Source organism: Alkalilimnicola ehrlichii (assembly GCF_003399765.1).
In the GTDB taxonomy this organism is placed as follows: Bacteria; Pseudomonadota; Gammaproteobacteria; order Nitrococcales; family AK92; genus AK92.
In genome coordinates, this window is record NZ_NFZV01000004.1 from 130,897 (window position 1) to 153,525 (window position 22,629).

General features: G+C 56.1%; 26 protein-coding genes and 1 pseudogene. 21 read left to right on the plus strand and 6 right to left on the minus strand.

The features are described 5' to 3' along the window. Positions 1–17: 17 nt before the first annotated feature. Complete coding sequence (gene lon, locus CAI21_RS05590) at positions 18–2,390, plus strand: endopeptidase La (protein WP_116301379.1); 2,373 nt, start codon at positions 18–20, stop codon at positions 2,388–2,390. 39 nt (positions 2,391–2,429) lie between these two features. Here lon and CAI21_RS05595 read toward each other — a convergent pair whose 3' ends face one another. Then, positions 2,430–2,834 (minus strand): hypothetical protein, encoded by a 405-nt coding sequence (locus CAI21_RS05595; RefSeq protein WP_116301380.1) that lies wholly within the window; start codon positions 2,832–2,834, stop codon positions 2,430–2,432. A 242-nt stretch (positions 2,835–3,076) separates the two neighbouring features. Here CAI21_RS05595 and CAI21_RS05600 point away from each other — a divergent pair, with 242 nt between their 5' ends. The 3 genes from CAI21_RS05600 (at position 3,077) to CAI21_RS05610 (ending at position 4,502) form a co-directional block, all read left to right on the plus strand. Then, positions 3,077–3,472, plus strand: a complete 396-nt coding sequence (locus tag CAI21_RS05600) for a TraR/DksA family transcriptional regulator (RefSeq protein WP_116301381.1) — start codon at positions 3,077–3,079, stop codon at positions 3,470–3,472. Between the two features lie 154 nt (positions 3,473–3,626). Beyond that, the gene (locus CAI21_RS05605) at positions 3,627–3,989 is read left to right on the plus strand and encodes a DUF4870 family protein (protein WP_116301382.1); all 363 of its coding nucleotides are present in this window, start codon (positions 3,627–3,629) and stop codon (positions 3,987–3,989) included. Between the two features lie 84 nt (positions 3,990–4,073). After that, on the plus strand, positions 4,074–4,502 hold the full coding sequence (locus CAI21_RS05610; RefSeq protein WP_116301383.1) for a pyrimidine dimer DNA glycosylase/endonuclease V: 429 nt from the start codon (positions 4,074–4,076) through the stop codon (positions 4,500–4,502). On the opposite strand, the gene CAI21_RS05615 is transcribed toward CAI21_RS05610, so the two are convergent. After that, entirely contained in the window at positions 4,432–5,508 is a 1,077-nt protein-coding gene (locus tag CAI21_RS05615; RefSeq protein WP_116301384.1) for a 2-hydroxyacid dehydrogenase, read from the minus strand. The genes CAI21_RS05610 and CAI21_RS05615 overlap by 71 nt on opposite strands. A gap of 525 nt (positions 5,509–6,033) precedes the next feature. Here CAI21_RS05615 and CAI21_RS05620 point away from each other — a divergent pair. Beyond that, positions 6,034–6,504, plus strand: coding sequence for a GyrI-like domain-containing protein (locus tag CAI21_RS05620; protein ID WP_116301385.1), 471 nt, complete (start codon positions 6,034–6,036; stop codon positions 6,502–6,504). On the opposite strand, the gene CAI21_RS05625 is transcribed toward CAI21_RS05620, so the two are convergent. Next, on the minus strand, positions 6,501–7,109 hold the full coding sequence (locus CAI21_RS05625) for a TetR/AcrR family transcriptional regulator (RefSeq protein WP_116301386.1): 609 nt from the start codon (positions 7,107–7,109) through the stop codon (positions 6,501–6,503). The two genes, CAI21_RS05620 and CAI21_RS05625, sit on opposite strands and share 4 nt — an antisense overlap. A 113-nt stretch (positions 7,110–7,222) precedes the next feature. Here CAI21_RS05625 and CAI21_RS05630 point away from each other — a divergent pair, with 113 nt between their 5' ends. The 6 genes and pseudogenes from CAI21_RS05630 to CAI21_RS05650 all read left to right on the plus strand — a co-directional run bounded on the left by CAI21_RS05630 (position 7,223) and on the right by CAI21_RS05650 (position 10,665). Next, positions 7,223–7,831: a glutathione S-transferase family protein gene (locus CAI21_RS05630; protein ID WP_116301387.1), complete on the plus strand. Its 609-nt coding sequence runs from the start codon at positions 7,223–7,225 to the stop codon at positions 7,829–7,831. 108 nt (positions 7,832–7,939) lie between these two features. Further along, positions 7,940–8,154: pseudogene (locus tag CAI21_RS25810) on the plus strand (glutathione S-transferase N-terminal domain-containing protein). Beyond that, positions 8,151–8,537: a glutathione binding-like protein gene (locus tag CAI21_RS24635; RefSeq protein ID WP_258868014.1), complete on the plus strand. Its 387-nt coding sequence runs from the start codon at positions 8,151–8,153 to the stop codon at positions 8,535–8,537. Before CAI21_RS25810 ends, CAI21_RS24635 begins: the two are co-directional and overlap by 4 nt. A gap of 178 nt (positions 8,538–8,715) precedes the next feature. Next, on the plus strand, positions 8,716–9,096 hold the full coding sequence (locus CAI21_RS05640) for a VOC family protein (protein WP_116301388.1): 381 nt from the start codon (positions 8,716–8,718) through the stop codon (positions 9,094–9,096). Between the two features lie 318 nt (positions 9,097–9,414). Further along, positions 9,415–9,780 (plus strand): hypothetical protein, encoded by a 366-nt coding sequence (locus CAI21_RS05645; RefSeq protein ID WP_116301389.1) that lies wholly within the window; start codon positions 9,415–9,417, stop codon positions 9,778–9,780. Positions 9,781–9,924: 144 nt separating this feature from the next. Then, entirely contained in the window at positions 9,925–10,665 is a 741-nt protein-coding gene (locus CAI21_RS05650) for a lysophospholipid acyltransferase family protein (protein ID WP_116301390.1), read from the plus strand. A gap of 71 nt (positions 10,666–10,736) precedes the next feature. On the opposite strand, the gene CAI21_RS05655 is transcribed toward CAI21_RS05650, so the two are convergent. Both CAI21_RS05655 and CAI21_RS05660 read right to left on the minus strand, forming a co-directional pair. Continuing rightward, positions 10,737–11,315 (minus strand): DUF2845 domain-containing protein, encoded by a 579-nt coding sequence (locus tag CAI21_RS05655; protein WP_116301391.1) that lies wholly within the window; start codon positions 11,313–11,315, stop codon positions 10,737–10,739. A gap of 163 nt (positions 11,316–11,478) precedes the next feature. Further along, the gene (locus tag CAI21_RS05660) at positions 11,479–11,835 is read right to left on the minus strand and encodes a phage holin family protein (protein ID WP_116301392.1); all 357 of its coding nucleotides are present in this window, start codon (positions 11,833–11,835) and stop codon (positions 11,479–11,481) included. A gap of 368 nt (positions 11,836–12,203) precedes the next feature. Here CAI21_RS05660 and CAI21_RS05665 point away from each other — a divergent pair, with 368 nt between their 5' ends. The 10 genes from CAI21_RS05665 to CAI21_RS05710 all read left to right on the plus strand — a co-directional run bounded on the left by CAI21_RS05665 (position 12,204) and on the right by CAI21_RS05710 (position 21,075). After that, entirely contained in the window at positions 12,204–13,103 is a 900-nt protein-coding gene (locus CAI21_RS05665; RefSeq protein WP_116301393.1) for a TraB/GumN family protein, read from the plus strand. 114 nt (positions 13,104–13,217) lie between these two features. Then, positions 13,218–13,610 (plus strand): PA2779 family protein, encoded by a 393-nt coding sequence (locus tag CAI21_RS05670; protein ID WP_258868015.1) that lies wholly within the window; start codon positions 13,218–13,220, stop codon positions 13,608–13,610. A gap of 296 nt (positions 13,611–13,906) precedes the next feature. Then, on the plus strand, positions 13,907–14,839 hold the full coding sequence (locus tag CAI21_RS05675; protein WP_116301394.1) for a DnaJ C-terminal domain-containing protein: 933 nt from the start codon (positions 13,907–13,909) through the stop codon (positions 14,837–14,839). A 1-nt stretch (position 14,840) separates the two neighbouring features. Further along, entirely contained in the window at positions 14,841–15,176 is a 336-nt protein-coding gene (locus CAI21_RS05680; protein ID WP_116301395.1) for a chaperone modulator CbpM, read from the plus strand. Further along, the gene (locus CAI21_RS05685) at positions 15,176–16,225 is read left to right on the plus strand and encodes an alpha/beta fold hydrolase (protein ID WP_116301396.1); all 1,050 of its coding nucleotides are present in this window, start codon (positions 15,176–15,178) and stop codon (positions 16,223–16,225) included. The genes CAI21_RS05680 and CAI21_RS05685 overlap by 1 nt, the downstream gene beginning before the upstream one ends. Positions 16,226–16,258: 33 nt before the next feature. Continuing rightward, positions 16,259–17,011: a hypothetical protein gene (locus CAI21_RS05690; protein WP_116301397.1), complete on the plus strand. Its 753-nt coding sequence runs from the start codon at positions 16,259–16,261 to the stop codon at positions 17,009–17,011. A 133-nt stretch (positions 17,012–17,144) separates the two neighbouring features. Continuing rightward, positions 17,145–17,723, plus strand: coding sequence for a YajG family lipoprotein (locus CAI21_RS05695; protein ID WP_116301398.1), 579 nt, complete (start codon positions 17,145–17,147; stop codon positions 17,721–17,723). 239 nt (positions 17,724–17,962) lie between these two features. Beyond that, positions 17,963–18,691, plus strand: a complete 729-nt coding sequence (locus tag CAI21_RS05700) for a hypothetical protein (protein WP_147305036.1) — start codon at positions 17,963–17,965, stop codon at positions 18,689–18,691. Between the two features lie 729 nt (positions 18,692–19,420). Then, the gene (locus CAI21_RS05705) at positions 19,421–20,620 is read left to right on the plus strand and encodes a site-2 protease family protein (protein WP_116301400.1); all 1,200 of its coding nucleotides are present in this window, start codon (positions 19,421–19,423) and stop codon (positions 20,618–20,620) included. Between the two features lie 32 nt (positions 20,621–20,652). Next, positions 20,653–21,075 carry a response regulator gene (locus CAI21_RS05710; protein ID WP_116301401.1) on the plus strand — a complete coding sequence of 141 codons (423 nt, stop codon included), beginning with the start codon at positions 20,653–20,655 and terminating at the stop codon, positions 21,073–21,075. 48 nt (positions 21,076–21,123) lie between these two features. Here CAI21_RS05710 and CAI21_RS05715 read toward each other — a convergent pair whose 3' ends face one another. Next, positions 21,124–22,551: a hypothetical protein gene (locus CAI21_RS05715; protein ID WP_116301402.1), complete on the minus strand. Its 1,428-nt coding sequence runs from the start codon at positions 22,549–22,551 to the stop codon at positions 21,124–21,126. Positions 22,552–22,629 lie beyond the last annotated feature (78 nt).

Here is a 22,629-nt window from a genome sequence, read left to right on the forward strand (position 1 = left end):
TAGGAGTTTTACCCTTCATGGCGAATGACAAGGGACACCCTGAAGCCAACGATATCCACGCTACTGTAGCGGCGCTGCCGGAAGATGCGCTCATTATCGTCCCGGTGCGCGGTACCGTTCTTTTTCCCGGCCTCATTCTACCGCTTGCTTTAGGGCGCGGCCCTTCGATTGCCGCAGCGCAAGAGGCTGCCCGCAACGAGCGGCCTATCGGCGTTTTGATGCAACGCGAGGCCGAGATGGAGGCTCCGGGTGCGGAGCATATGCACGAGGTGGGCTGTTCCGCGGCCATCCTGCGTTACGTGACTGCGCCGGATGGTACCCACCATTTGATTTGCCAGGGCGAGCAGCGTTTCCGAGTGCGGGAGTTTCTTGATGGCTACCCCTTTATGGTGGCCCGGATCGAATCGCTGCCGGAGGAAGCATCCGAAGAGTCCAGCGGAATCCAGGCACGTCTGCATCATCTTAAGCAACGGGCTCATGAATCTTTGCAGCTGCTCCCGCAAGCTCCGCCGGAGCTGGTGGGAGCAATTGAGAATATCCGTTCGGCGGCACAACTAGCGGATCTGGTTGCCGGCTTTATGGATATCAGTCCCGAGCAGAAACAGGAAGTGCTGGCGACGCTCAACCTGCAAGATCGACTCGACCGAGTGCTAGAGCTGCTGAGCCAGCGTCTGGAGGTGATGCGGCTATCGAAGGAAATCTCCGAGCGTACGCAAGAAAGCGTTGACGAGCGGCAACGAGAATACCTGCTGCGCGAGCAGCTGCGCACGATCCAACAAGAGCTTGGCGAAGCGGACGGGAAGCAGGTTGAGATAGAAGAATTGAGCCAAGCGATTGCCAAGCTGGAGATGCCACGCGAGGTCGAGGATGAGGCGCGCAAGGAGCTGAAGCGTTTGGAACGCATGCCAGAGGCGTCCAGCGAGTACTCCATGAGCCGGAACTACCTGGATTGGTTGCTGGCGTTACCTTGGGCGCGTCTGAGCGAAGAAAGCATCGATATTGCCCGGGCACGCGAGGTTCTCGACGAGGATCATTACGGTTTAGATAAGATCAAACGTCGTATCGTTGAGTATTTGGCTGTCCGTAAGCTTAATCCGCAAGGGCGTAGCCCTATCCTCTGCTTCGTTGGGCCGCCCGGTGTCGGTAAAACCTCCCTGGGGCGGAGCATTGCCCGTGCTATGGGATTGGAGTTTGTGCGGGCGAGCCTAGGCGGTGTCCATGATGAGGCCGAAATACGGGGCCATCGTCGCACCTACATCGGGGCCTTGCCAGGTAACATCGTCCAGGGGTTGCGTAAGGTCGGGACGCGCAACCCTGTGTTTATGCTCGACGAAATGGATAAGCTCGGTGCCGGAATTCAAGGGGATCCGTCGGCGGCGCTGCTGGAGGTGCTCGACCCGGAGCAGAACAACAGCTTCCGGGACAACTACTTAGGCGTTCCTTTCGACCTTAGTCGAGTGGTTTTTATTGCGACGGCGAACGTATTGGATGCCATCCCAGGGCCGCTACGGGATCGAATGGAAGTTATCGAGTTAACGGGCTATACCGAAGACGAAAAAGTACAGATCGCTCGCCGGTACTTGGTGCAGCGGCAGTTAGAGGCCAATGGCTTACAGCCTGAACAGTGCCGGTTTAGCGATGAAGCGCTGCACAGCATCGTCCGCGATTATACGCGCGAGGCCGGGGCACGAAACCTTGAGCGGGAAATCGGTGCTGTTTGCCGCAATGTGGCGGTGCGAATCGCAGAAGGAGCGATCGCGTCGGCCGACATTGCCCCGGCGGATGTGCGCGAGATCCTGGGTGCGCCCCGCTATGAGAATGAAGTGGCGATGCGCACCAGCGTACCTGGGGTGGCGACGGGGTTAGCTTGGACTCCGGTGGGTGGCGATATTCTGTTCATCGAGGCCAGCCGGGCACCGGGTAATGGTCGGCTTATTTTGACCGGCCAGCTCGGCGACGTAATGAAAGAAAGTGCACAAGCGGCGCTGAGCTTGATCAAGGCTCGTGCGGATACGTTAGGGATGAGTCACGATGTCTTAAAAGACAGCGATATCCACATTCACGTCCCGGCGGGCGCTATACCTAAGGACGGTCCAAGCGCCGGTGTCGCGATGTTCACGGCCCTTAGCTCATTGTTTACCGAACGGAAAGTGCGTTCCGATACCGCGATGACCGGAGAAATCAGCCTTCGCGGGTTGGTGCTGCCGGTGGGCGGTATTAAGGAAAAAGTGGTTGCCGCCGCCCGCGCCGGCGTACGCACCGTCATGTTGCCGGCCCGCAATAAGCGGGACTGGGAAGATATTCCGGCGGCCGCTAGAGAGCACCTACGTTTTGTTTGGTTGGAAACAATCGACGACGCCTTAGCCGAGGTGTTAGAGCCGGAGACGTAACTTTCCACAACTGCGTCTGCGCGACTGATTGCGCCTACTCTAATGCAGTTGGCGCTCGGGTGCGGGCCACAACGGCTGCTCCTGGCGATCAAATACCAGAAAGCGGGAAAAGTCGCCGCTAGCCAAAGCCTGTTCTGCGCGCTCTTGCAGATGCTGGTGCGCCTCTTGCGAACTCGGCAGGCCGCCGTCTCGCTTAGAGACGGCGGCGATGAGGACGAAGTCCCAATCGCGTCGTTGCCGATCCGCTTCTTCGACCAGGTCTGGAAATCGCAAGCTTCCACTGACAACTTTGTTCAGAGCTAGGACAGGCTCTAGCTGCGCTCCGGCGAGGTCGTACTGGGCGAGCGGAGCGCTGGGTGCGGCTTTGACGAAAAGCAGCAAGAGCCGTTGCGGCTTACGGGTGCGTAAGCTCGTCGCGAGTACATCGTCAAACGTTCGAATCACGGTCTTCCCTACCTTATCGAGTCCACGGATAAAGGCGCATCTTACCTAGCTACCGGCTTGGATGGCGTGATAGTTGCCGCACTGTTTGCGGGAACGGCCCCCGGGTTTTGTTTTTTGCCATGGACGACTTTGGTGGGCGAAGTTTGTGAATAGAGCTAAGTGTCCTGATTATTAAATTAGGAGGTGCCGTTTTGCTGTCGGGAGCGGCATAGCGTTCTTATCGACGACGCAGCGGAGGTGTTATGGCTTCGCATCTGAATCAGCAGCAGTTGGCGATTCTGTGGGACGCGCTGGAAGAGCGCTATCAGGAGCTACGGGAAGAAATCCGCACAGAGTTGTTGAAGCAGGATGGCGAACTGTATGCGGACTTGGCTGGGCAGGTTCACGATGCCGAAGAGGAGTCGGTCGCCGATTTATTGGTGGACTTGAACTATGCCTCGTTAGATCGGCATGTTCGAGAGCTGAACGGCATCGAAGAGGCCTTGATGCGTATGCGGACCGGAAGTTACGGCTATTGTGTCGATACCGGCGACCCGATCCCTTATGAGCGGTTACGGGTGAATCCAGCCGCTAAGCGGACGATTGAGGCGCAGGAGCTTTTTGAGCGGCAGTATCAGGAGCGAAGGCCAAGTTTATAGGATGAGGGTTCGTTGACCTTAATGGTGAGTATTTGACCATCAACATTAGCACGGCCTAATATTGGTGAGCCGTTCGTCAACGGCTGTTGTGCTGTCTCCTGTGGGCAGTCTATGGCAAATGCGTTACTGATAGTGTTACACCCCGGGGGGGTTTATGTCTGAAGATACTACTGCTCCGCAGACTCCGGCCGAAAACACGACCATGCCGATGGTCGTCTATGTGCTGTATTTGGTCGGCTTTCTTACCGGCATCACAGCGTTGATCGGTTTGATTCTGGCGTATGTTAATCGTTCCGAGGCATCGGCTTGGTTGCAGACGCACTACACGTTCCAAATTCGTACGTTTTGGATCGGCTTAGGTTTGCTGGTGTTGGGTTTTATCCTGTCGTTCATTTTGATCGGCGTTCTGGTTTACCTGTTCTGGTTGATATGGACGATCGTCCGTTGCGCGAAAGGACTGTCCTTGTTAAATCAGCGGCAGCCGATTGCAGATCCTGAAAGCTGGATGTTTGGGTGATACCCTTTGCACATCGTTTAAACAACTAAGTTCCCGCCCGGGAGGTTATGATTACCTTCCGGGCGTTTTAGTTAGGAGCAATCGGTGCGATTGTGGACGCTTCACCCTCGTTATCTGGACGCTAAGGGGTTAGTCGCGTTGTGGCGGGAAGCGCTGCTCGCGCAAGCGGTGTTGCAAGAGTTGACGAAGGGGTATCGCAATCACCCGCAGCTATGGCGCTTTCGCGAGCACGCGACACCGCTGGCTGCGATCGGCACGTATTTAACGGGGGTTCATACGGAAGCGTTATCGCGTGGCTATGCCTTTCGAGAGGACAAGATCGTTTGCCGGCAGCAGGTTGCTCTAATCGCGGCAACGACGGGGCAGATCGAGTACGAATGGAGCCATCTGAGACGGAAGTTGAACGTTCGTAGCTCCACCGCTTACGCTCGTTGGATAGATGTTAAGGTGCCGGAATGTCACCCCTTATTCTATCGGGTAGAAGGCCCGGTAGAGCACTGGGAGCGCAAGTAGCGGTGGGGTTGGCTTGATTTTGAGTAACCTCATGCAAAGGCCCGCGACCGGCTTCGAACTCGGTGATGTTGCTAAGTGTAACCTCGGCGATCGCGCTTAGTGCCTCTTTGGTGAAAAAACCCTGATGCCCGGTGATGACGACGTTGGGGAAGGTCAACAGCCGGGAGAAAACATCGTCTTGAATCATCCGGCAGGATAAATCCTCAAAGAATAAATCGGCTTCTTCTTCGTAAACGTCGAGTCCGAGATACCCGATTTTTCCCTGCTTTAAGCCTCGTATGATGGCTTGCGTATCGACAACTCGTCCTCGACTGGTGTTAATTAGCATGACGCCGCGTTTCATCCGAGCGAGAGCATCGTCATTAATCACGTGGTAGGTGTCGGGCGTTAACGGGCAGTGGAGCGAGACGATGTCGGAAGCAAGGAATAGCTCCTCCAGCGGAACATAGCTCGCCAGCTTATCGACGTCCGGGTTGGGCGCTGGATCGTAAGCTAAGACGCGGCAACCTAGTCCCGCCATGATGCGGGCAAACACCGTACCGATTTTCCCCGTACCGATCACGCCTACCGTTTTGCCGCAGAGATCGAAACCAAGCAAACCGTCCAGCGAGAAATTGCCTTCTCGAACGCGGTTATAGGCTCGGTACAACTTGCGGTTTAGGGTTAGTATCAATGCCAAGGCGTGTTCGGCGACTGCATGGGGCGAATACGACGGTACTCGTGCGACGGTCATATCTTGCTCGGCCGCTGCCGCTAAATCCACGTTGTTGAAGCCGGCAGCCCGTAGGGCCACTATTCGAACTCCCTCATCGCTCAGCACCTCCAGCGTGTCGCGACCGAGGTCGTCATTCACAAAAGCGCATACGGCTTGGTGCCCCCGAGCGAGTGGGGCGGTAGCGCTGATTAAGCGAACGTCGAAATAACTAAGCGCGTGCCTGTGGGTTTTATTGGCCCGCTGCAAAAACGCTTGGTCGTAAGGCTTAGTGCTATAAACCGCGACTTTCATCGACGTACTCCCAACACCGCACAGGTTTCCTCTATCGTGGCCTGAATGCCGGCGCAGCGTCTTCAAGCCGGTTTGTTTCCCCCCTTTGTTGCATCCTGCTCGCACCGATAGCGCTCATTGATATCGGTGAGCCAATCGTTGTTTGCGTAAAAAGTTTATTGCGACTTTTCCGCCCGCCGCCAACCCGTATACGAAGCATCGTGTCGCCCCAACCCGTTATTTGGAGTCTGCCTTTAGGTAACGATGTCGGTGTCCTCCGCTAAAAGGCTTGAAGTAATCTTTCAGCGCCGACCTGGTACGGGCCCAGAGTGCGCTCCCTGGAGCGCTGGCTTTAGGTGGTGGCGATGGCGTTTTAACCGCGAAGATCGTGACGTTGGGGTGTAACGTCACGGCCATCGGATAGCAGGCCGGAGCGGATTGCTGCTGCCCAGGCGCGCGGGTTGGATGGCCAAGGGTGTTGGGTTGCCGATCATGTTCGTTTACGCTTCTACGCCGAGAAGCCAAACTAAGGAATGGGAAGATTCTATGCCACCGACATTGAAAGAAGTGTCCGCTTTCCAGGTTGCGGGCATTTCCGTCCGCACGACCAATGCCGACGAAAGCCAACCGGAGACGGCACGTTTACCCGGTTTGTGGGAGCGCTTCTATGCGGGTAACGTGGTGGAGAAGATCCCCGACCGAAAGCCCGACTCGCCGGTTTATGGCGTTTATTCCCAGTACGAGTCGGATCTGCACGGCGCTTATACGGTAACCGCTGGCGTCGCGGTGCCCAATCGTCATTCCGATGATTACCAGACAGCAGAGGTCGAATCGGGGCTTTACCTGGTGTTTGCAGGAAAAGGCAAGCTGCCTGAGGCAATTATCGATACCTGGAGCCGCGTGTGGGCGTACTTCGATGGCGACGCGCCCTATAAGCGTCGCTATAGCAGCGATTTCGAGTGCTATCTCGGGCCTGAGCAGGTGGCCATTTACATTGCCGTTGTCGAGGCGCGCTAAACCTGGTCGATATCCGTTCGCCAGGTTCTCAATTGTTGGCGGAGCATTCCCAGGCTGCGGTCGGATTGATCGCTATTGCCCGTGGCGCGGCGCAGAAAAATAGCCCCTTGTACCTGGGCTAGCAACATGTCCGCTGCCGCGGTGGGGTCTATATGCTCGGCCAGCAGGCCCTGTTCGCGAGCGCGTAGCAGTGTTTGCCGCAACAGCTCGCCCAGCTGCTGTAGACGCTGGACGGCCAATTCCTTGAGTTCGGCGTGGCCGTTGGCCGCTTCAAGGCCGATCGTTTGAACTAAACAGCCAAAATCGCCTGCCGAGCTGTTCAAACCACGCTGCAACTGTTCCAGATAACGATCCAACGCATCCAGCCCGGCATTCGGTTCCAGCAGGGGTTCTATCAAACGGCCGATAATCTGATCGCTATAGCGCTCCAGGGCCGTGACAAATAATTGCCGTTTATCGCCGAACGTGTTGTAGAGGCTAAAGCGGTTGATCTCCAATTGCTCGACCAAGTCTTGCAGGCTGGTGCCGGCGTAGCCTTTTGCCCAGAACAGGCGCATGGCGGCCTTCAGCTTTTCGTCGGGGTCGAACTCCAGCTTGCGTCCCATGGTAGCCTCGTATATTTCCTTTGTTGACCGATTAGTTAGAAAAAATTATATTCCAGAATGATCGGTTAGGTAAATGCTCGCATTACACCTCAAGATAAAAACGAGGAACCCTCATGAAACTCTATGAAATGAAAATCGCCCCGAACCCGCGCCGGGTACGTATCTTTCTGGCGGAGAAGGGCATCGCCGTGGAAACGGTAGAAGTCGATCTCGCGAAGGGCGAGCATATGAGCGAGGCGTTCAAGGCCAAAAATCCGATGCGCAAAGTGCCGGTGCTGGAGTTGGATGACGGCACATGTATCTCCGAGACCATGGCTATTTGTCGCTACTTCGAAGAGTTGCAGCCCGATCCGCCGCTGATGGGGGAAACGCCGCTGGAGAAAGCTCAAATCGAGATGTGGCAGCGACAGATGGAGTTTTACTTCATGCTGCCGACCGGGATGTGCTTCCAGCACACGAGCGGTTACTTCTCCGCCATTCGCAAGACTTTTCCGGAATGGGGGGAGCGGAATCGGGAAGACGTGGAAAAGTTTTTCCACTACCTCAATCGACACTTCGCCGAGAATACGTATGTTGCGGGCGAAAAGTTTACGGTAGCCGATATTACGGCACTTTGCGCGTTAGACTTCAGTAAAGTCAATAACGTGCGGATTCAACCGGAGCAGGAGCATCTTGCCCGCTGGTACGAGGCGGTGAATAGTCGTCCGAGCGCGAAAGCGTGACTCCGCAGGTTGATGCCGTTCACGTTACAGCTAAGAGGTGACTGAATGATCACGCTATACAGTGCCCCGACCCCGAACGGCCATAAGGCCAGTATCGCATTGGAGGAGATGGGGCTCGATTACGATGTGGTAGCCCTGAATCTAATGGCGGGCGACCAGAAAAACCCGAGTTTCTTAAAATTTGCCCCAATGGCCGGATACCGGCCATCGTCGATCACGATGCCGACGACTTCGCCGTCTTCGAGTCGGGAGCGATTCTTTTGTATCTGGCCGAAAAACCGGCCAGTTTTTACCTCAGGATGCTAAACGGCGCTCGCAGGTGATCCAGTGGGTCATGTTTCAGATGGGCGGCATCGGCCCGATGATGGGGCAGGCAAACGTTTTTTACCGCTACTTTCCGGAGAAGATTCAGCCGGCTATCGATCGCTATCAAAACGAGGTCAAACGGCTGTTCACGGTGTTGAACGATCACCTGGCCGATCGAGCGTATCTGGTTGAAGATTACAGTATTGCCGATATGGCGAATTGGGCTTGGGTGCGTACCCATAGCTGGTCCGGTGTTGAGATTGACGACCTGCCGCACTTGCAAGCGTGGGTGGAACGTATCGGCGAGCGTCCGGCTGCGCAACGGGGTATCGCAATACCGGCCCGGCCCGAGAAAGCGGACGATGTGGTCAAAGCCGGTCAAAGTATCATTCAAAAGTAAGCTGATAGGGCCTTTCCTGGTGCTTTGGAAAGGCCTTCCTTCCCCGTCTTCTCACCACTCTCTCCCGCACTTTTGCAACTGCTTGCGCCAACGGTGCGCGTTGACGCCTATCGTTGTCGACGGGGAGCGATCGGTATCGACTATTAGGCAGGTGGCACCCTTAGCAAAGGAGAAAACGATGGCCGTTAAGCCTGTTGGATGGTTTGAGATTCCCGTTCGCGATATGGAGCGCGCCAAAGCATTTTACGAGCGTGTGTTCGATATACGTTTGGAAGCCTTGAATAGCCCGGACCCAGATGAGTCGATGTGTGTCTTTCCGGGCCAGATGGATAAAGGCAACGGCGCTTCCGGAGCGCTGGTCAAAACGCCCTTGCTCGTGCCGGGGAGCGGCGGCGCGGTGGTCTACTTCATGTCCGCCGATTGCGCTATCGAGCTGGCCCGGGTGCCCTCCAACGGTGGGCGCATCGACAAAGATAAGTATCCGCTAGGTCCTTACGGCTTTGCGGCATTAATAACGGATACGGAAGGCAACAAAATCGGCTTGCACTCAATGAAGTAGCGAGGTAATGAGCCGGTTGCTAACGCAAGGACCGTCCAAACGGCCGGGTAACTCGTGCCTACCGTGCTGGCCACGGTAAATTCTCAGATTATCGATAAAACACGACACGGCCAGGAAGTGTGAGCCGATACAAGCTCCCGCGCTTTCTGGCTGCTGCTTTGCGCAAAAACTTCGCTTTGAAAATCCGCTGTCTCTGATATAGGGTTACGATGCACCGCGTCGGTGCTCTAGTTTCCGAATTTCTAATAAGTAGATAGATGTTCCGATCGGCGCCGCCCAAATTGGGCAGCCCCGATCAAGTAAGTTATGGGGGTTGTTATGAAAATATGGGTGATGGGTGCTGTTCTGGTCGCGGCCGCCGTGCTACTCGTTGGGTGTAGTAACGATTTGCCGCCGGAGAAAATGGAATACGTCGGTTTGTGGAGAAATCACGATACATCGATTCTGATTACCGAAGGCGGTCGCTTAGAATACGAAAGCAAACGCGGCTCCGTGCAACGCTCCTTGTCCGCGCCGATTAAAACCTTCACCGAGACGAGCATCGAGGCCGGTTTCCTTTTCTTCGGTTCCGAGTTCGCTATTGATCGTGGCCCACAGGAAAACGATGGCGTTTGGACGATCGTGATCGACGGTAACGAGCTCTACAAGGCCGACCCGTTAGGACGCTTGCCTCAACGTCCGTAATAGCGTTTGGCCTGCACGGCGGCTGCGGGCCATCGTTTAGGCCAAGATACGAAGCTTGCGGTACGGCAACTTGTTGTTGCAGTCCTTCATGTATTATTCGGCTCAGCTAACAGAACCTGCCGTAACAGAATATTAGGTTAGTCGATGAAAAAGCTGTCCCGTCTTGCCTCATTCTGGGTGATTGCAAAGAGCCTGGGTATTACCTTGTGGATTTCGGTACGGACGCTGTTCGAGGTTTATACGGGGCGGTTTCGGCGCGAGGTAGGGGATCGGCGCCTGCGTTGGTGGTCGTCGCGTCTGCTGAAATATGTCGGGGTCGATTGTCGCGTAGCGAACCCGCATGGTTTCGCGTTCGAACCGGGGAAGCGTTACGTGGTCATGTGTAACCACCGCAGCCTGTACGATATCCCAATCACTTTTGTGGCCTTGCCGGGTAGCATTCGCATGCTCGCGAAAAAGGAGCTTTTTAAGGTCCCGATCTGGGGGCAGGGGATGCGGGCCGGCGAGTTTATTTCTATCGACCGAGTGAACTTCGAACAAGCGGTGAAAGACCTGGAAGCTGCCAAGGCGAAGATGGCCTCCGGCATTATCTTATGGGCAGCCCCCGAAGGCACTCGGTCGCGGGAAGGCGCGCTGCTACCGTTTAAGAAAGGCCCGTTTCGGGTTGCACTCGATACCGGCGCTGTGATTTTGCCCATTGGTATTCGAGGTGCAGATCGGGTCTTGCCACCGAAAACGACCCGTTTCTCATTCGGCGAACGGGTCGATATCGCTATCGGCAAGCCTATCGATAGTGCCGAATACGCTACTACGGAGATAAAACGCTTAATGGACGACGTGCGTCGTCAGATCGAAACCTTAGGCGGTTACCAGCGGACCGACTAGTACTCCATGCTTTTTCTCCCGGCTCTTGGCGAGAGGCGCTTTACCGATAGGGTGTGGGATAGGTACCTTCTTTAGCGTCCTCGTCGTCCCCGTTCGACCCGAACGATTTCTCCACCTCTAATTGTGACTTCGCGGTCGAATTGCCCGGGGCCGAAGCCGTAAATCCATTCTTCGATGGGTTCTACCCGGACGGTAGGCGGAATGTCTTCCTGTCGTTGCCTATGGTGTATGTGGTGGCGTGTTTCCTCCGCATCCGGGCGACCGCACCGGGCGAGCAGCTCTAGTTTGCTCATCCCCCGCTGCAGATCTTGTGGGCGGCATTCTCCGTCGACTTGTTCCGGACGAAAGCCGTAGCCTGCATTGCGAATCGACTCAAGACGGCTGCCTCGAAACCGCAATACCCGCACGAACTGGCGAGGCCCGAAGTTGTAATACCAGACTTCTTCTTCCTCTACCGGAATGGTGCCGTAGACATAGGTCGTGCGAAGCCGCTCCACATGATCGGGTTCGCCGCAGGCGGCGGTGACATCGTACTTTCGGTCGCCCGTGGAGACGATTCTACCGTCGCAGCGGAAACTTGATGCCTGAGCCGTTCCCACGGTCGCCAAAAGGAGTACGAATAGGAGTTGCCGGGCGTATGCGTTGTTCATTTTTGTCTCCTTGATCCAGCTCTCCCCCGCGCTCGCCTGTGGCTGCTTACTGTATATTAGACCGCATAGGCCGGACTTGGTTTACTGCGGCTTCTCCCCCAGTAGAAGCTGACAAAGTAACGCCGCCAGGGGCCACCCTCGAGCCTCCACGGGTCCGAAGCGATTAGCTTCCTCCTATTAGTAGCCACTGACCGAAGGTACCGATGGCCGACATCATCAGTGCACCGCCAAGCGCCCAACCAAAGCTGTCTATCTTTAAATGATCGGTCAAGCTGGCAGTGAGCATGAGTAGTATGGCGTTAATGATCCAGCGGGTTATGAAGGCCAGCAGCCAAGCCAAGCCGAGTGTGGCGACCGTGAAAAGCGCGAACAGTAACCACCCGAGTAAGAAATTGAGAATGCCGAACAGAGCCGCGACCAGGATCGCGCTCCCGAAACCGCGGACGTGAAAACCCGGCAGTATCGCGGCCGTCAGCCAGACCGCGAAAGACAAAATCAACCAAGAGATGAGTAAGGTCATAGCGTATTCCTTTTGCGTTCTCGATAGCCGCTAAACAGCGTCTTATCTGTTGTGTGCAAGCTTCCTGTTTCGAGATGGGGGCAGTCTGCGAGAGCAACATAAGCCTACAGTGTTTTTGAGAAGAACAAAAAAGCGAATCATAGAGCGCTTTGGTGAGTGCGATAAGATCGAATGGCGGAAACACCGGCGTATGACAGCGGTGTTACGAAGCTTGAGTACGAAGGCAAAACCATACGATGAAGGAAAATATGGCCTTTCCCCGCTGCACGCTCTTATTCTGGCCTTAAGTTCTTAGCGACCTGTAGGAAAGCGTTTATCCATCTTCTGCGGCAAAAATTTTATAATGCTCGAACGCGAGGGAAATAGGTATGCAAACTCGAGGTATTCGCGGCAGCGGCTTGTGGTTGTTGTTTCTTCTATTGCTGCTCAGTCTGCCCTGTCGCGTTTTGGCCGAAGACGGGGTGTTTTGGCGGATCGTCGGTCCTGGCGGTCAGGATTCCTATTTACTGGGCTCTATCCATGTCGCCCCTGCCGGGTTCCATCCGTTGCCAGGCGAGATTACGCAAGCGTTTCAGGGCGCTAATGCCTTGGTCGTTGAGGTCGATATCAGCCAGGTCGATCCTGCCGAGATGTTCACCCTATTGCAGCAGTGGGGGATGTTCCCGCCCGGGGAAAGCCTTGAGGAGAGCCTCGACCAAGATACATGGCGCCGAGTAGTTGCCGTATCGGAAGAGCTTGGCCTACCACTGTCGGTGATGAACCGATACCGGCCTTGGCTTGCGAGCCTGACCTTAAGTACCGCTTTCTTTGAGCAGGTCGGCTTTACGATGGACCACGGGATCGATTACCACTTTTTAATGGCTGCACGCGATACGAAGCCGGTTATTGAGCTGGAAACGGTGGAAGAGCAGCTAGGTATCTTGGCGGAGCTGGATTCGGAGACGGAACAGGTCTTTTTGCAGCAAACGCTTGATCAGTTGGAAGAAAACGGCGAGGAGTTTGTGGCGGAGCTAGGCCGCACATGGCGCGAGGGCGATCTGGAAGGATTGCAGACCTTGCTCAACGATAGCTTTCCGCCGGAATTCGCCGACCTGGAACAACGCCTAATCACCGAGCGCAATAAGCGAATGACACAGAGAATCGAGCAGTTGTTGGAAGCAAACGACAGCCTGTTCGTCGTCGTCGGAGCAGGGCATCTGCCTGGCGAATCCGGCCTGATTGCGCTGCTCCGGCAGGCCGGATACGAATTAAAGCCCGTTGAGCTATAGGCGACGACCGCATCATGCCTGCCGCTGTGCGGCGCGTATTGGCCGACTATGCTTGTATCCGTTTTTATGAGTAACTTACGTTGCTTAGGAGTTTCGTCGATTAGGAGGCTTACCGTGTATCTGAAGAATTCGACCGTACTGATGGTAGCGTTTTTGCTGGCGGCCACAATTTTAGTATCCGGCGCGCAGGCCTCCTTGATCGGTACCGGCGAGGTGTTGGCTGCCGAGCGGCAAGTCGAACAGAGGGCGAAGCTGGAAGACTTGTTGGCGCGGGAAGACGTTCGCGAACAGTTGGAGAAAATGGGCGTTGATCCGGCATTTGCTGCGGAACGGGTGCAGGCGCTAACCGCTGAGGAAGTTGACCTGCTGGTGGCGCAGTTAGAAGCGTTGCCGGCGGGCGGTAACGGTATTATCGGTGCGGCGCTGATCGTCTTCTTAGTGTTACTTATCACCGATATCATGGGCTACACCGAAGTTTTTCCTTTCGTGACCCGGACCGCCAACTAGTACTTTTTCGGGCTTAGGTTTGCCTGTTCGTCGGGCTTGCCAGCGAGCCTTAAGAAAACACTGATTTATTGCGGGAGTTCTGTGGGATCTGAGGCCCGCCAGAAGGGGGCGCAGGGTTTGATTTGCCCCGGCCGGCTTGCCGATCCGGTAAGCCGGCGCCATTTCTACAAAGGCGTTTTGCGCGCCGTAGCCACGCCTTTTCCAGCGCTTTTCGGCTCGCTTGCAGGAGCCCGCATTTTAGCTACCGCAACCGGTTGACAGCGGATCACGCAGTAGATGCTGAGCAGGTGTCGAGCATGGAGTTCAAGGATTATTACCAGACGCTTGGGGTGCCGCGGGACGCCTCCCAGGACGAGATCAAACGGGCCTACCGTCGTTTGGCCCGGAAATACCACCCTGACGTCAGCAAGGAGCCGGATGCCGAGCAGCGCTTTAAGGCGCTTGGCGAGGCTTACGAGGTGCTTAAGGATCCGGAAAAGCGCAAGGCTTACGATCGGTTTGGGAGTGATTGGAAAGCCGGTCAGGATTTCCGCCCGCCACCCAACTGGGAGCAGGATTTCGACTTTGCCGGAGGCGACTATACGCAAACCGGCGACTTTAGCGATTTCTTCGAAACGTTGTTTGGCGGTGGGCATCGCCGGCGGCGTGGCGGTGGGTTTGCAATGAAGGGCGAAGATCAGGTGGTGCGGATCAGCGTCGATTTAGAGGATGCTTTCAACGGCGCAAGTCGCAGTATCACCTTGAAATCCACCGAGCTGGATGCTAGCGGGCAACCTGTTGTCAGACCGCGCACCTTGAACGTTCGCATCCCGGCCGGCATTAAAGCGGGGCAGCGTATTCGTTTGGCCGGACAAGGCAGCCCGGGTATCGGAGGTGCGCCTGCGGGCGATCTATATCTGGAAGTCGCGTTTCGGCCCCATCCGTATTTCCGCGTCGATGGCCGCGACGTTTATCTGGATTTACCGGTAACGCCCTGGGAGGCAGCGTTGGGAGCAACGGTGACCGTGCCAACCCTGGGCGGAAAAGTCGATCTTCGTATTCCACCGAACTCCCAAACAGGGCGGAAACTGCGTCTGAAGGGGAGGGGCTTACCGGGGCAGCCGTCAGGCGACCAATTTATCGAATTGCGCATGGTGACACCGCAGGCGGATTCGCCGGCGGCGAAAGCGTTGTATGAGCGTATGGCCGACGAGCTGCCTATGAACCCGCGTTCTAATTTGGGGGTGTAACATGGCATCGCGACAATTAACGCTCTCGGGTGTCGTCTTGAATGAGACGGTGCACTTTAGTTTAGGCGAAGTGTGTCAGTGCTGCGATGTGAGCGCTGAGTACGTTGTTTCCTTGGTCGATGAAGGTGTTGTCGCTCCCGAAGGCGCGGGGCCGGAGGAGTGGCATTTTCATGGCGAGCATTTGCGCCGCGTACAAGTCGCGGTTCGGTTGGGGGAAGACTTAGGTGTGAACTTGCCAGGCGTTGCATTGGCGCTCGAACTGCTTGACGAGCTAGAGGCTTTACGCCGAGCGGAAACCAACCGTATTCCTAGACAACGGCGCGAGGAAAGCCATTGATGAATCTCGGTTTACTTGAGCGGGTGGACCGACAGCGACGCTGGTGGGGCGAATGGTATGAGCTGGCCGGGCTGGGTCCGCAGCGGAGTACGGCGCGAATTGTGTATGAGGAGCCGTTGTTGCGATTACACGCTTACGATCCGCCTCCGGCGGAGACTAACGATAAGGCGCTGTTACTCATTCCGGCCCCGATTAAGAAGTCCTATATCTGGGATTTGGAACCGGAGGTGAGCGTTGTTCAGCATGCATTAGCCGCGGGGTTTCGCACCTATTTAATCGATTGGCAGGCCCCAGGTTCAGCTGCTCGCGATGACGGTTTAGCCGTCTACGGCGACCGTCTCTTGATGGCTTGTCGAGCCGCTATCGATAAAGATTGCGCGCCAAAGCGGGTATTTCTTGCCGGTCACTCTCTGGGAGGAACATTGGCGGCCTTATTCGCGAGTGTGCAACCGCAGGCGCTGGATGCCTTGGCGTTGTTGGAGGCGCCAGTGAATTTTGCCGGCGGGGCGTTCAGCCAGGCTCTGGCCCGTGCGCCCCATGTCGGCGACTGGGCAGGAGATATCGCGACTGTACCGGGCTCGTTGCTGAATATCGCGAGCATCGCTTCGGCGCCTGGGGCCTTTGTTTTCGAGCGATGGTATGACCGTTTGCAATGTGCGGGCGATGCCGAGGCTTTGCGTCGTTATCGCCGAGTGCAGCGCTGGACGCTTGACGAAACGCCGCTGACACGTCGGCTGTTTGAAGAAACCGTCGAGCGTTTATACCGCGATAATGCTTTCATGACCGGTAAGCTTTATTTGGATGGCAAGCTTGCTTCTCCGCAGACGATTACCGCACCGCTGTTGACGGTAGTGGATCCACGCAGCCGGGTTGTTCCCGAACAGGCGGTTCGCCCGTTGCAGGAGGCCATCTCTAGCCATAGTAAGAAAATGCTGAAATATACTGGCGATCGTGGCGTGCTCTTACAGCATGTCGGTGTGCTGGTGGGGCCAAATGCGCATCGCACGCTATGGCCGGAGATTTTTCATTGGTTGGAGACGGTAGCATAAGTTGCCTGATGAAGGCTGACATGGAGGTCCGCTATGGCACGGAAAAACCGCGGTACGGAGGTGCTAGAGCAAGGGAACGTGTATTTCTTGTATCAACCGAAAGTCGAGCACGACGAAGTACACGGCCTTGACGATGTCGAGCGCTTTCATGTGGTCATGAAACCCCAAGGGCGCCGCCTATATCGCTTGTTGACAATCGGCCGTAAGCGCTTACCGGATGTCGGTCAACATGAACGTAACTGGGGATTTGTGGAGCAGGTATCCGACTCGCCGGTAGCCATCGAGCAAGCTTTGCGAGAAAGCCATTACCAGACGAAAACCCGCGGCAGGCGTCAGCAGCCAGCCGCGCGGCCGGCGGCGGAGGGCGTTTATGCCTTGGTAGGCAGCGATCGCGAGACGCGATTTGTGTATGCCTTAGAACTGCCGGAAAAGCCCGGGGAGCCTCAGCAGGCATTTAACTTAGCGCCGGATGCCAGCTTTGTTATCTCCGTTAAGAATCCTGAGCGTAGCCGTAGCGGTCGAGGGCGTGACAAGGAGGCTGATTTTCCCAAAGTGGTTAAGGCGCAGTTCGCAGGCCGGCGGTTTGCCGCAGCGGTTCCGGAAATGTTGAATTATGAAGGTGCGGAGATCGTTCTGATAGGCGCTCATATTGGTGCCCGTGCCGAGCAGGAAGCGGATTTGGAGACCGCGTCCGAGCAATTGCAGACGGCGGATATTGTTAGAGATTTGCGTATGGTTAAATCTCGCCATCCGGTCAAGCCCCTGCTGCGGGGGCAGTGGCAGTAGCGACATGGGCGGTTGAAACGACGCGCTTTAGGCGCTTCTTCTGGTATACCATCACGGTGTTGTCCCATAAACGGCTGCCGCCGGCGAGCTAAAATGCTGCTGGCGTGGCAGCCCACCGTGATGGAGCTTATGTATGCCTATTGCTTTGCGTTTGTTTGCTGTTCTTTGCGTTGCCAGCCTGTTGGGCGCTTGTGCTACCCAATCGCATCAAATCTCAATTCAGCCCGAGCCGGAGGTCTCTGCAAGTAGCGTGGGCCAGGGGCGAAGCGTCGGGCTTGTGGTCCGGGACATGCGCGAGCGTGCCGATTTCGGAACTCCGCGGGAGGCTGACGACAGTGACGCTATTATCTTTACCGAGGATGACGTGGCCCAGGCGCTATTAGCGGGGCTCGATCAAGGCTTTCAAGCAAAAGGGTTTCAACCTCAAGCACGGAACGAATTAGGTCGCCTCGGCGTTGAGGTGAGGCTTCTGACGTTGGAACGCCGCATGGAAGATCGCCATATGTTGGCGGAGGCAGCGCTGGAGGTCGTCGCCGTTAACGAGGCGGCTAAGCCTGGCAGCCGTTATCGTAGCCAGTATCGCGCGCGTCAAGGCGAGCGGCGGCCGTTAGACTCGGCAGCGGTTAGCGAGCGTGTTATCAATGGCGCTTTGAACCAGGTGTTGACGCGTTTGCTCGAAGATGAGCAACTATTGGAATTCCTGGCTCAGTAATTCCGGTCCACCGTCCTAATGCCGGCAGTGCTTTGCCGCTGCCGGCATTACTATTTTACTTGAACGTAATATCTGTCAGCCCCACCCCTATTAGACATCAGCAGCTTTAAGTGAGTCGTTACTCTATAAGGCTCTCGGCGCAGACTAAGGGCACGGCGCGGCGATTGACCCGATTCTATACGCCTTATAGGCGACAGCCCTCGTCTGCCATTTTGTTAACCCCAGGGCGTGGAGCGTATATGAGGCCGAAACCATCGTATTGGGTGTGCACTAATCGAGGGCATTATCGTTGGCGTGTCGGGTTGGCGCGGGTGTTGGGGAGTAGTCTGGATTCCCTGGCCTCAACGAAGTCGGGGCGGGTTCGGTACGAAATGTGGAATCGTTACGTTGCGGATCTGGATAAAGTGCCCCCGGCTCCTGCCCACGTCACATTGACGCCGGTGACCGACGACATTATCGAACAACTTGAAAATCATCCGGATAGCGCCCATAACCAGCTTATTTCCGGAATTCGCTTCTGGCGACATGGGTTGCGGCGAGCTTATATTTGGCTGGATAACGGGGAGCCGGTATGCATCCAATGGCTTTTACTCCCTGAGGATAATGCCTTAATCGCTCGCTTGCCTAATTGGTCAGGCATGTACCCGCCGTTGGAGCCAGGAACCGGGAGAGTCGAAAACTTGTTCAAGTTCACAAGTCCTGCGAAGCGGCGTAGCGTAGCGGTTAATTTTGAGTTTGCCATGTATGAACAAGCGCGGCGTTTGGGGTTGCGTCAGATTCTGACCCACATTCATGCCCTGAATGAACCGGCTAACCGCTTCGCCGATGGTGCGGCATTTTTGCACGCAGGTACTATTCGCCGTTACGATTTCGGCGTGCCGGGGTTGCGGCAACGGCCGTTGTATCTGCATGAGGTTGCCGACCCCAGAGAAAGTCAAAGCGTGCTGAGCCTGGAGTCGGCGGCATAAGAGATTAACGTTTGCAGCCAAGCGGCTTGGATGCCGCTTGGTAGGCCTCTTCTGGCGGCAATGCAGTCTTCAGCCTCATCGGGTAGATGATTCGGCGAAATGTTGTCTCTGACAGCAAAGTATTCGGAGTGCGCTTAGGAAAAGCAGAGGCCTTCGAGAGCGTGTATAACAATGACTCCGTTCTTTTGCGCGTTTGTTAACGATAGGCGCGACAATTATTTATCCGGGGTGGCGGGGCTACCCGGTCTTTTGGGGGCGAAGAATTCGATTGATCGTTATCTCCACTCAATAGGTCGATGAGTTGGTTGGTATAGGATAAGAGAGCCTCTGCGTGGCTTGGCAGTGGCGCTTTAACCCGGGAGCCCTCCCTGCTGTTGTCGTCGCTTGTCTGTCCATTACTCGCCATACAAATTCCTCCCTGTATGTTTTGGCGGGGTCTATTTGACCACCCCTGAGCCGAGCGTGCCTAGGGCTGTTCTCCGAACTTGTTTTCAGATATGTCTTACAGGAAAGGTAGTTCGTTGTGGTCGGGTTGACAACTGCGCATTCGGAAAGGCGAGTACGCCTTGCATAACACCGTGGCGGTGCTTACGAACCGTAGGGAGCGCGGGTGTATGACTTGGCAGCGGGTGGGGTGTTAGGCTGGCGCGGCATCGCCTGGGGCAAGGTTGCTATCCGTATAGAAACAGCTTGGGGCCTCGGGCGGTATGGCGCGGTGTGGGAGTAAATATGGGTCGAGGAATCAGGTTAGGACGTATTGCCGGTATCGAGGTGATGCTCGATTGGAGCTTACTGATTATATTTTTACTGATCAGTTTTAGCTTGGCGGTTGCTTTGTTTCCTGTTTGGCATCCGGATTGGGGGCCGTTGGTGTCATGGGCGACGGCACTGGCTGCGGCAGTGCTGTTTCTTGGCTCTGTACTCCTACATGAGTTGTCTCATGCGCTGGTCGGAAGGCAATACGGCATGAGTATAAAGCGTATCACCTTGTTCATATTCGGTGGCATGGCGCACATGGAGGACGAGCCCCGAACCTGGAGGGCCGAGTTTTGGATGGCGATTGCGGGTCCGCTGATGAGCTTTGCGATCGGCTTTGTCTGTTTATTTGCCGCAGCCCTGCTTGGTGCGACGGCGATCGACCCCAACCAGCCGCAAGCAGGACTGGCTCAACTGGGCCCTCTTGCGACGCTTCTTCTCTGGCTAGGCCCGATCAATATCATCCTTGCCATTTTCAACCTGGTGCCGGGTTTTCCCTTGGACGGCGGCCGGGTGCTCCGAGCGTTGTTGTGGGGGGCGACAGGAAGTTTGCATCAGGCGACTCGCGCCGCCTCGATGGTTGGCCAAATGTTTGCCTGGCTGCTGATTGCGGCAGGTATCGCCATGATTTTAGGTATACAAGTACCTATTTTCGGTACTGGTTTAGTCGGTGGCTTATGGTTGACCCTTATCGGATGGTTTCTGAATAACGCGGCGTTGACGAGTTATCGGCAGATGGTGGTGCGGGAATCGTTAGCGGGGGTTCCAGTCTCGCGGATCATGCAGACGGAGGTGCATACAGTTCCGGTGGAAACGAATTTGCAGCGCCTAATCGATGAGCACCTCATGCATACGGATCAGCGAGCGTTTCCGATTACCGACAAGGGGCGTTTGCGCGGTTTAGTGTGTTTGGACGACATTCGTCGGACATCGCGTGCGGATTGGCCACGGTTATCGGTCACCGACGTTATGACCCCGCTAGAGAGGCTGACTGGGGTGGGGCCGGATACGGATGCAGCGGAGGCTTTGACATTACTGAGTAGCCGTGCCGTTAATCAATTGCCGGTTATCGAACACGGACGGTTAATAGGCTTCTTACGCCGGGAAGACGTTCTGCGTTGGTTATCGTGGCGATACGGCGCCGATGAGCAAGGTCGTATGTTTCCCGAGTGAGCAGTGTGGCGGCGCTATGCTAGCGGAATGAAATGAGTAAGGAAGACACGGCAGACGTTTTTCTGGTTGAGGACAACCCTGGGGATGTCCAGCTGACTAGGATTGCGTTTGAAGAAAGCGGTTTACGGGTGCGCTTGACGGTAGCGCGAACGGCGGCCGAGGCGAGGTCGATCCTGACCCGCGCTCAGACGCAGCGCAGGCGCTACGACCTTATCCTGCTCGATCTCAACTTAACCGATGCCTCGGGGCACGATTTACTAGCATGGTGTAAACGGCAACCGCGATTAGCCGATGTTCCGGTCGTTGTGGTCAGTACCTCCGACTACTACCGGGACCGACAGCGAGCGGCTGAGTTAGGCTCGATTGGCTACATCGTCAAGCCCAATAGTTTTATGGACTTTGTCGACATGCTAGCGGGTCTGGAGCCTTTGTTGTTTCAGCAATCGAGCGGTTAGCCGCCAATAGGCGGGCTGGAAAGCCCGCCTACGGCGGCAATATTGCTTTTAGCCGCTGTTTGTTTGCTCCTTTTCGTCTGCGGCGGGCGCCGTCTCATCATCAGCTAGAGCCAAATCGTCGTCTGAGCGTTTGCTTGCCGATGACTTTTCGTTGCGACGTAATGCCGACTCCAGCCACAAAGGGAGGAAGATGATCAGGTCGTAAACCCGGATTAAGACTTGGCCGAGGCCGGTAATCAGGTTTCCTACGATGCGCAGACTCGCTGCTAGCAGTCGCAGCAAAGTGGCCGCTAACGCGCCGAGTACCGTGCGCCCGGAGTTGATAAATCCTTCTAACGGTATGGCGACAAAGGCGAGTACCAGCGGCAAAATGGTGCCTAGTACCAACATTCCCATAGACACCGCCCAATGTCCTTCGCCGTCGACTAGCCCGGCCTGACTGAACACCAGGCTGGCCTCCCACACGATAAGGGCGAGCAGCATGGCTGCGGCTGCGGTGACGAGCCGATGGCGCGGCAGATCGTCCAAGCCACCGATCAGCGGTAGCATGCGGGTTACCCGCAAACTCTCCAGCATGACCAGTCCCATTCCTACCTGTAACAGCGTGAGGAAGCCGGCGGTGAGATTAGCCATCGGGGTGTTGCCGACGCTACCGTCCATCAGCAGGCTCATGCCAGGCGCGAGCAGGTGGTAGTTGACCAAACCCGCGAGAGCGGCGATAGCGAGAATAGCGCCGGTTGTGAAGAACTGGCTAAAGGCCGACGCTGTGAGTGCTCGGCTGGTTTCGAGGTTCTCCGAACGCAGCTTGTCGTAGGCATCCATCTGGGCGTCGATGTTTTCGGCCCGCTGCTCCAGGGACTTGACGGTGTGCTCTACGTTATCGAGGGTTTTTGACAAACGTCGCCAATATGGCAGCATGCGACGTAACCCTCGGTGGCGCCGGTAGCTCGCTGCGCGGTATTCGTTCAGTGCGTCTTGGCTGGTGCTTTCCAGCGTGCCGTGGATATCTTCAAGAATACGCGCCACTGCCGGATCGTTGTTGGCCGGGATTTGTGCAACGGCGGAAATGGCGTCTAGCCAGGCCGGCGGCATTGGGGGCACTTCGGCCGAACGTTGATAATCGTCGTCGACACGTTGAATCTGTTCGGATAACCGGCGATGGAGGGTTGGGTAGGCGCTGAGGTCGCGGCTAATCGCTCGATTCACCCGCGAGAACTCGCGTTCGATGCTCCGCTCCCGCAGCTCTTTCGCCTTGCGTACGATAACCTGCCGGTTGCGTACGCTTAGCCGTTGTTCGCTAAGTACGATGGCCTTAGCCGCCAGCCGAAGCGTGCGGTGTAGGAGCTGGCAAATGCTTAGTATGGCGTTATGGACCGGATGCCGGGCAGCGTATAGCGCCGCCAAAGCCAAAGCGATGCTAACCGCCGCCGCCCCTAGGGTTTGCGGTAATAGGACGCTTAGGTCGAATGAAGACATTGTTCCCCCAAAACCATCGTCTATCGGTACTTGTTATTTGACCACCGGCTCTTGATATGGTGGCGACAGTTGCACATG

Coding starts and splice junctions, on each gene's coding strand:
- lon (WP_116301379.1), top strand. CDS start 18: ATGGCGAATGACAAGGGACACCCTGAAGCCAACGATATCCACGCTACT.
- CAI21_RS05600 (WP_116301381.1), top strand. CDS start 3,077: ATGGCTTCGCATCTGAATCAGCAGCAGTTGGCGATTCTGTGGGACGCG.
- CAI21_RS05605 (WP_116301382.1), top strand. CDS start 3,627: ATGTCTGAAGATACTACTGCTCCGCAGACTCCGGCCGAAAACACGACC.
- CAI21_RS05615 (WP_116301384.1), bottom strand. CDS start 5,508: ATGAAAGTCGCGGTTTATAGCACTAAGCCTTACGACCAAGCGTTTTTG.
- CAI21_RS05620 (WP_116301385.1), top strand. CDS start 6,034: ATGCCACCGACATTGAAAGAAGTGTCCGCTTTCCAGGTTGCGGGCATT.
- CAI21_RS05625 (WP_116301386.1), bottom strand. CDS start 7,109: ATGGGACGCAAGCTGGAGTTCGACCCCGACGAAAAGCTGAAGGCCGCC.
- CAI21_RS05630 (WP_116301387.1), top strand. CDS start 7,223: ATGAAACTCTATGAAATGAAAATCGCCCCGAACCCGCGCCGGGTACGT.
- CAI21_RS05640 (WP_116301388.1), top strand. CDS start 8,716: ATGGCCGTTAAGCCTGTTGGATGGTTTGAGATTCCCGTTCGCGATATG.
- CAI21_RS05645 (WP_116301389.1), top strand. CDS start 9,415: ATGAAAATATGGGTGATGGGTGCTGTTCTGGTCGCGGCCGCCGTGCTA.
- CAI21_RS05650 (WP_116301390.1), top strand. CDS start 9,925: ATGAAAAAGCTGTCCCGTCTTGCCTCATTCTGGGTGATTGCAAAGAGC.
- CAI21_RS05655 (WP_116301391.1), bottom strand. CDS start 11,315: ATGAACAACGCATACGCCCGGCAACTCCTATTCGTACTCCTTTTGGCG.
- CAI21_RS05660 (WP_116301392.1), bottom strand. CDS start 11,835: ATGACCTTACTCATCTCTTGGTTGATTTTGTCTTTCGCGGTCTGGCTG.
- CAI21_RS05665 (WP_116301393.1), top strand. CDS start 12,204: ATGCAAACTCGAGGTATTCGCGGCAGCGGCTTGTGGTTGTTGTTTCTT.
- CAI21_RS05675 (WP_116301394.1), top strand. CDS start 13,907: ATGGAGTTCAAGGATTATTACCAGACGCTTGGGGTGCCGCGGGACGCC.
- CAI21_RS05680 (WP_116301395.1), top strand. CDS start 14,841: ATGGCATCGCGACAATTAACGCTCTCGGGTGTCGTCTTGAATGAGACG.
- CAI21_RS05685 (WP_116301396.1), top strand. CDS start 15,176: ATGAATCTCGGTTTACTTGAGCGGGTGGACCGACAGCGACGCTGGTGG.
- CAI21_RS05690 (WP_116301397.1), top strand. CDS start 16,259: ATGGCACGGAAAAACCGCGGTACGGAGGTGCTAGAGCAAGGGAACGTG.
- CAI21_RS05695 (WP_116301398.1), top strand. CDS start 17,145: ATGCCTATTGCTTTGCGTTTGTTTGCTGTTCTTTGCGTTGCCAGCCTG.
- CAI21_RS05700 (WP_147305036.1), top strand. CDS start 17,963: ATGAGGCCGAAACCATCGTATTGGGTGTGCACTAATCGAGGGCATTAT.
- CAI21_RS05705 (WP_116301400.1), top strand. CDS start 19,421: ATGGGTCGAGGAATCAGGTTAGGACGTATTGCCGGTATCGAGGTGATG.
- CAI21_RS05710 (WP_116301401.1), top strand. CDS start 20,653: ATGAGTAAGGAAGACACGGCAGACGTTTTTCTGGTTGAGGACAACCCT.
- CAI21_RS05715 (WP_116301402.1), bottom strand. CDS start 22,551: ATGTCTTCATTCGACCTAAGCGTCCTATTACCGCAAACCCTAGGGGCG.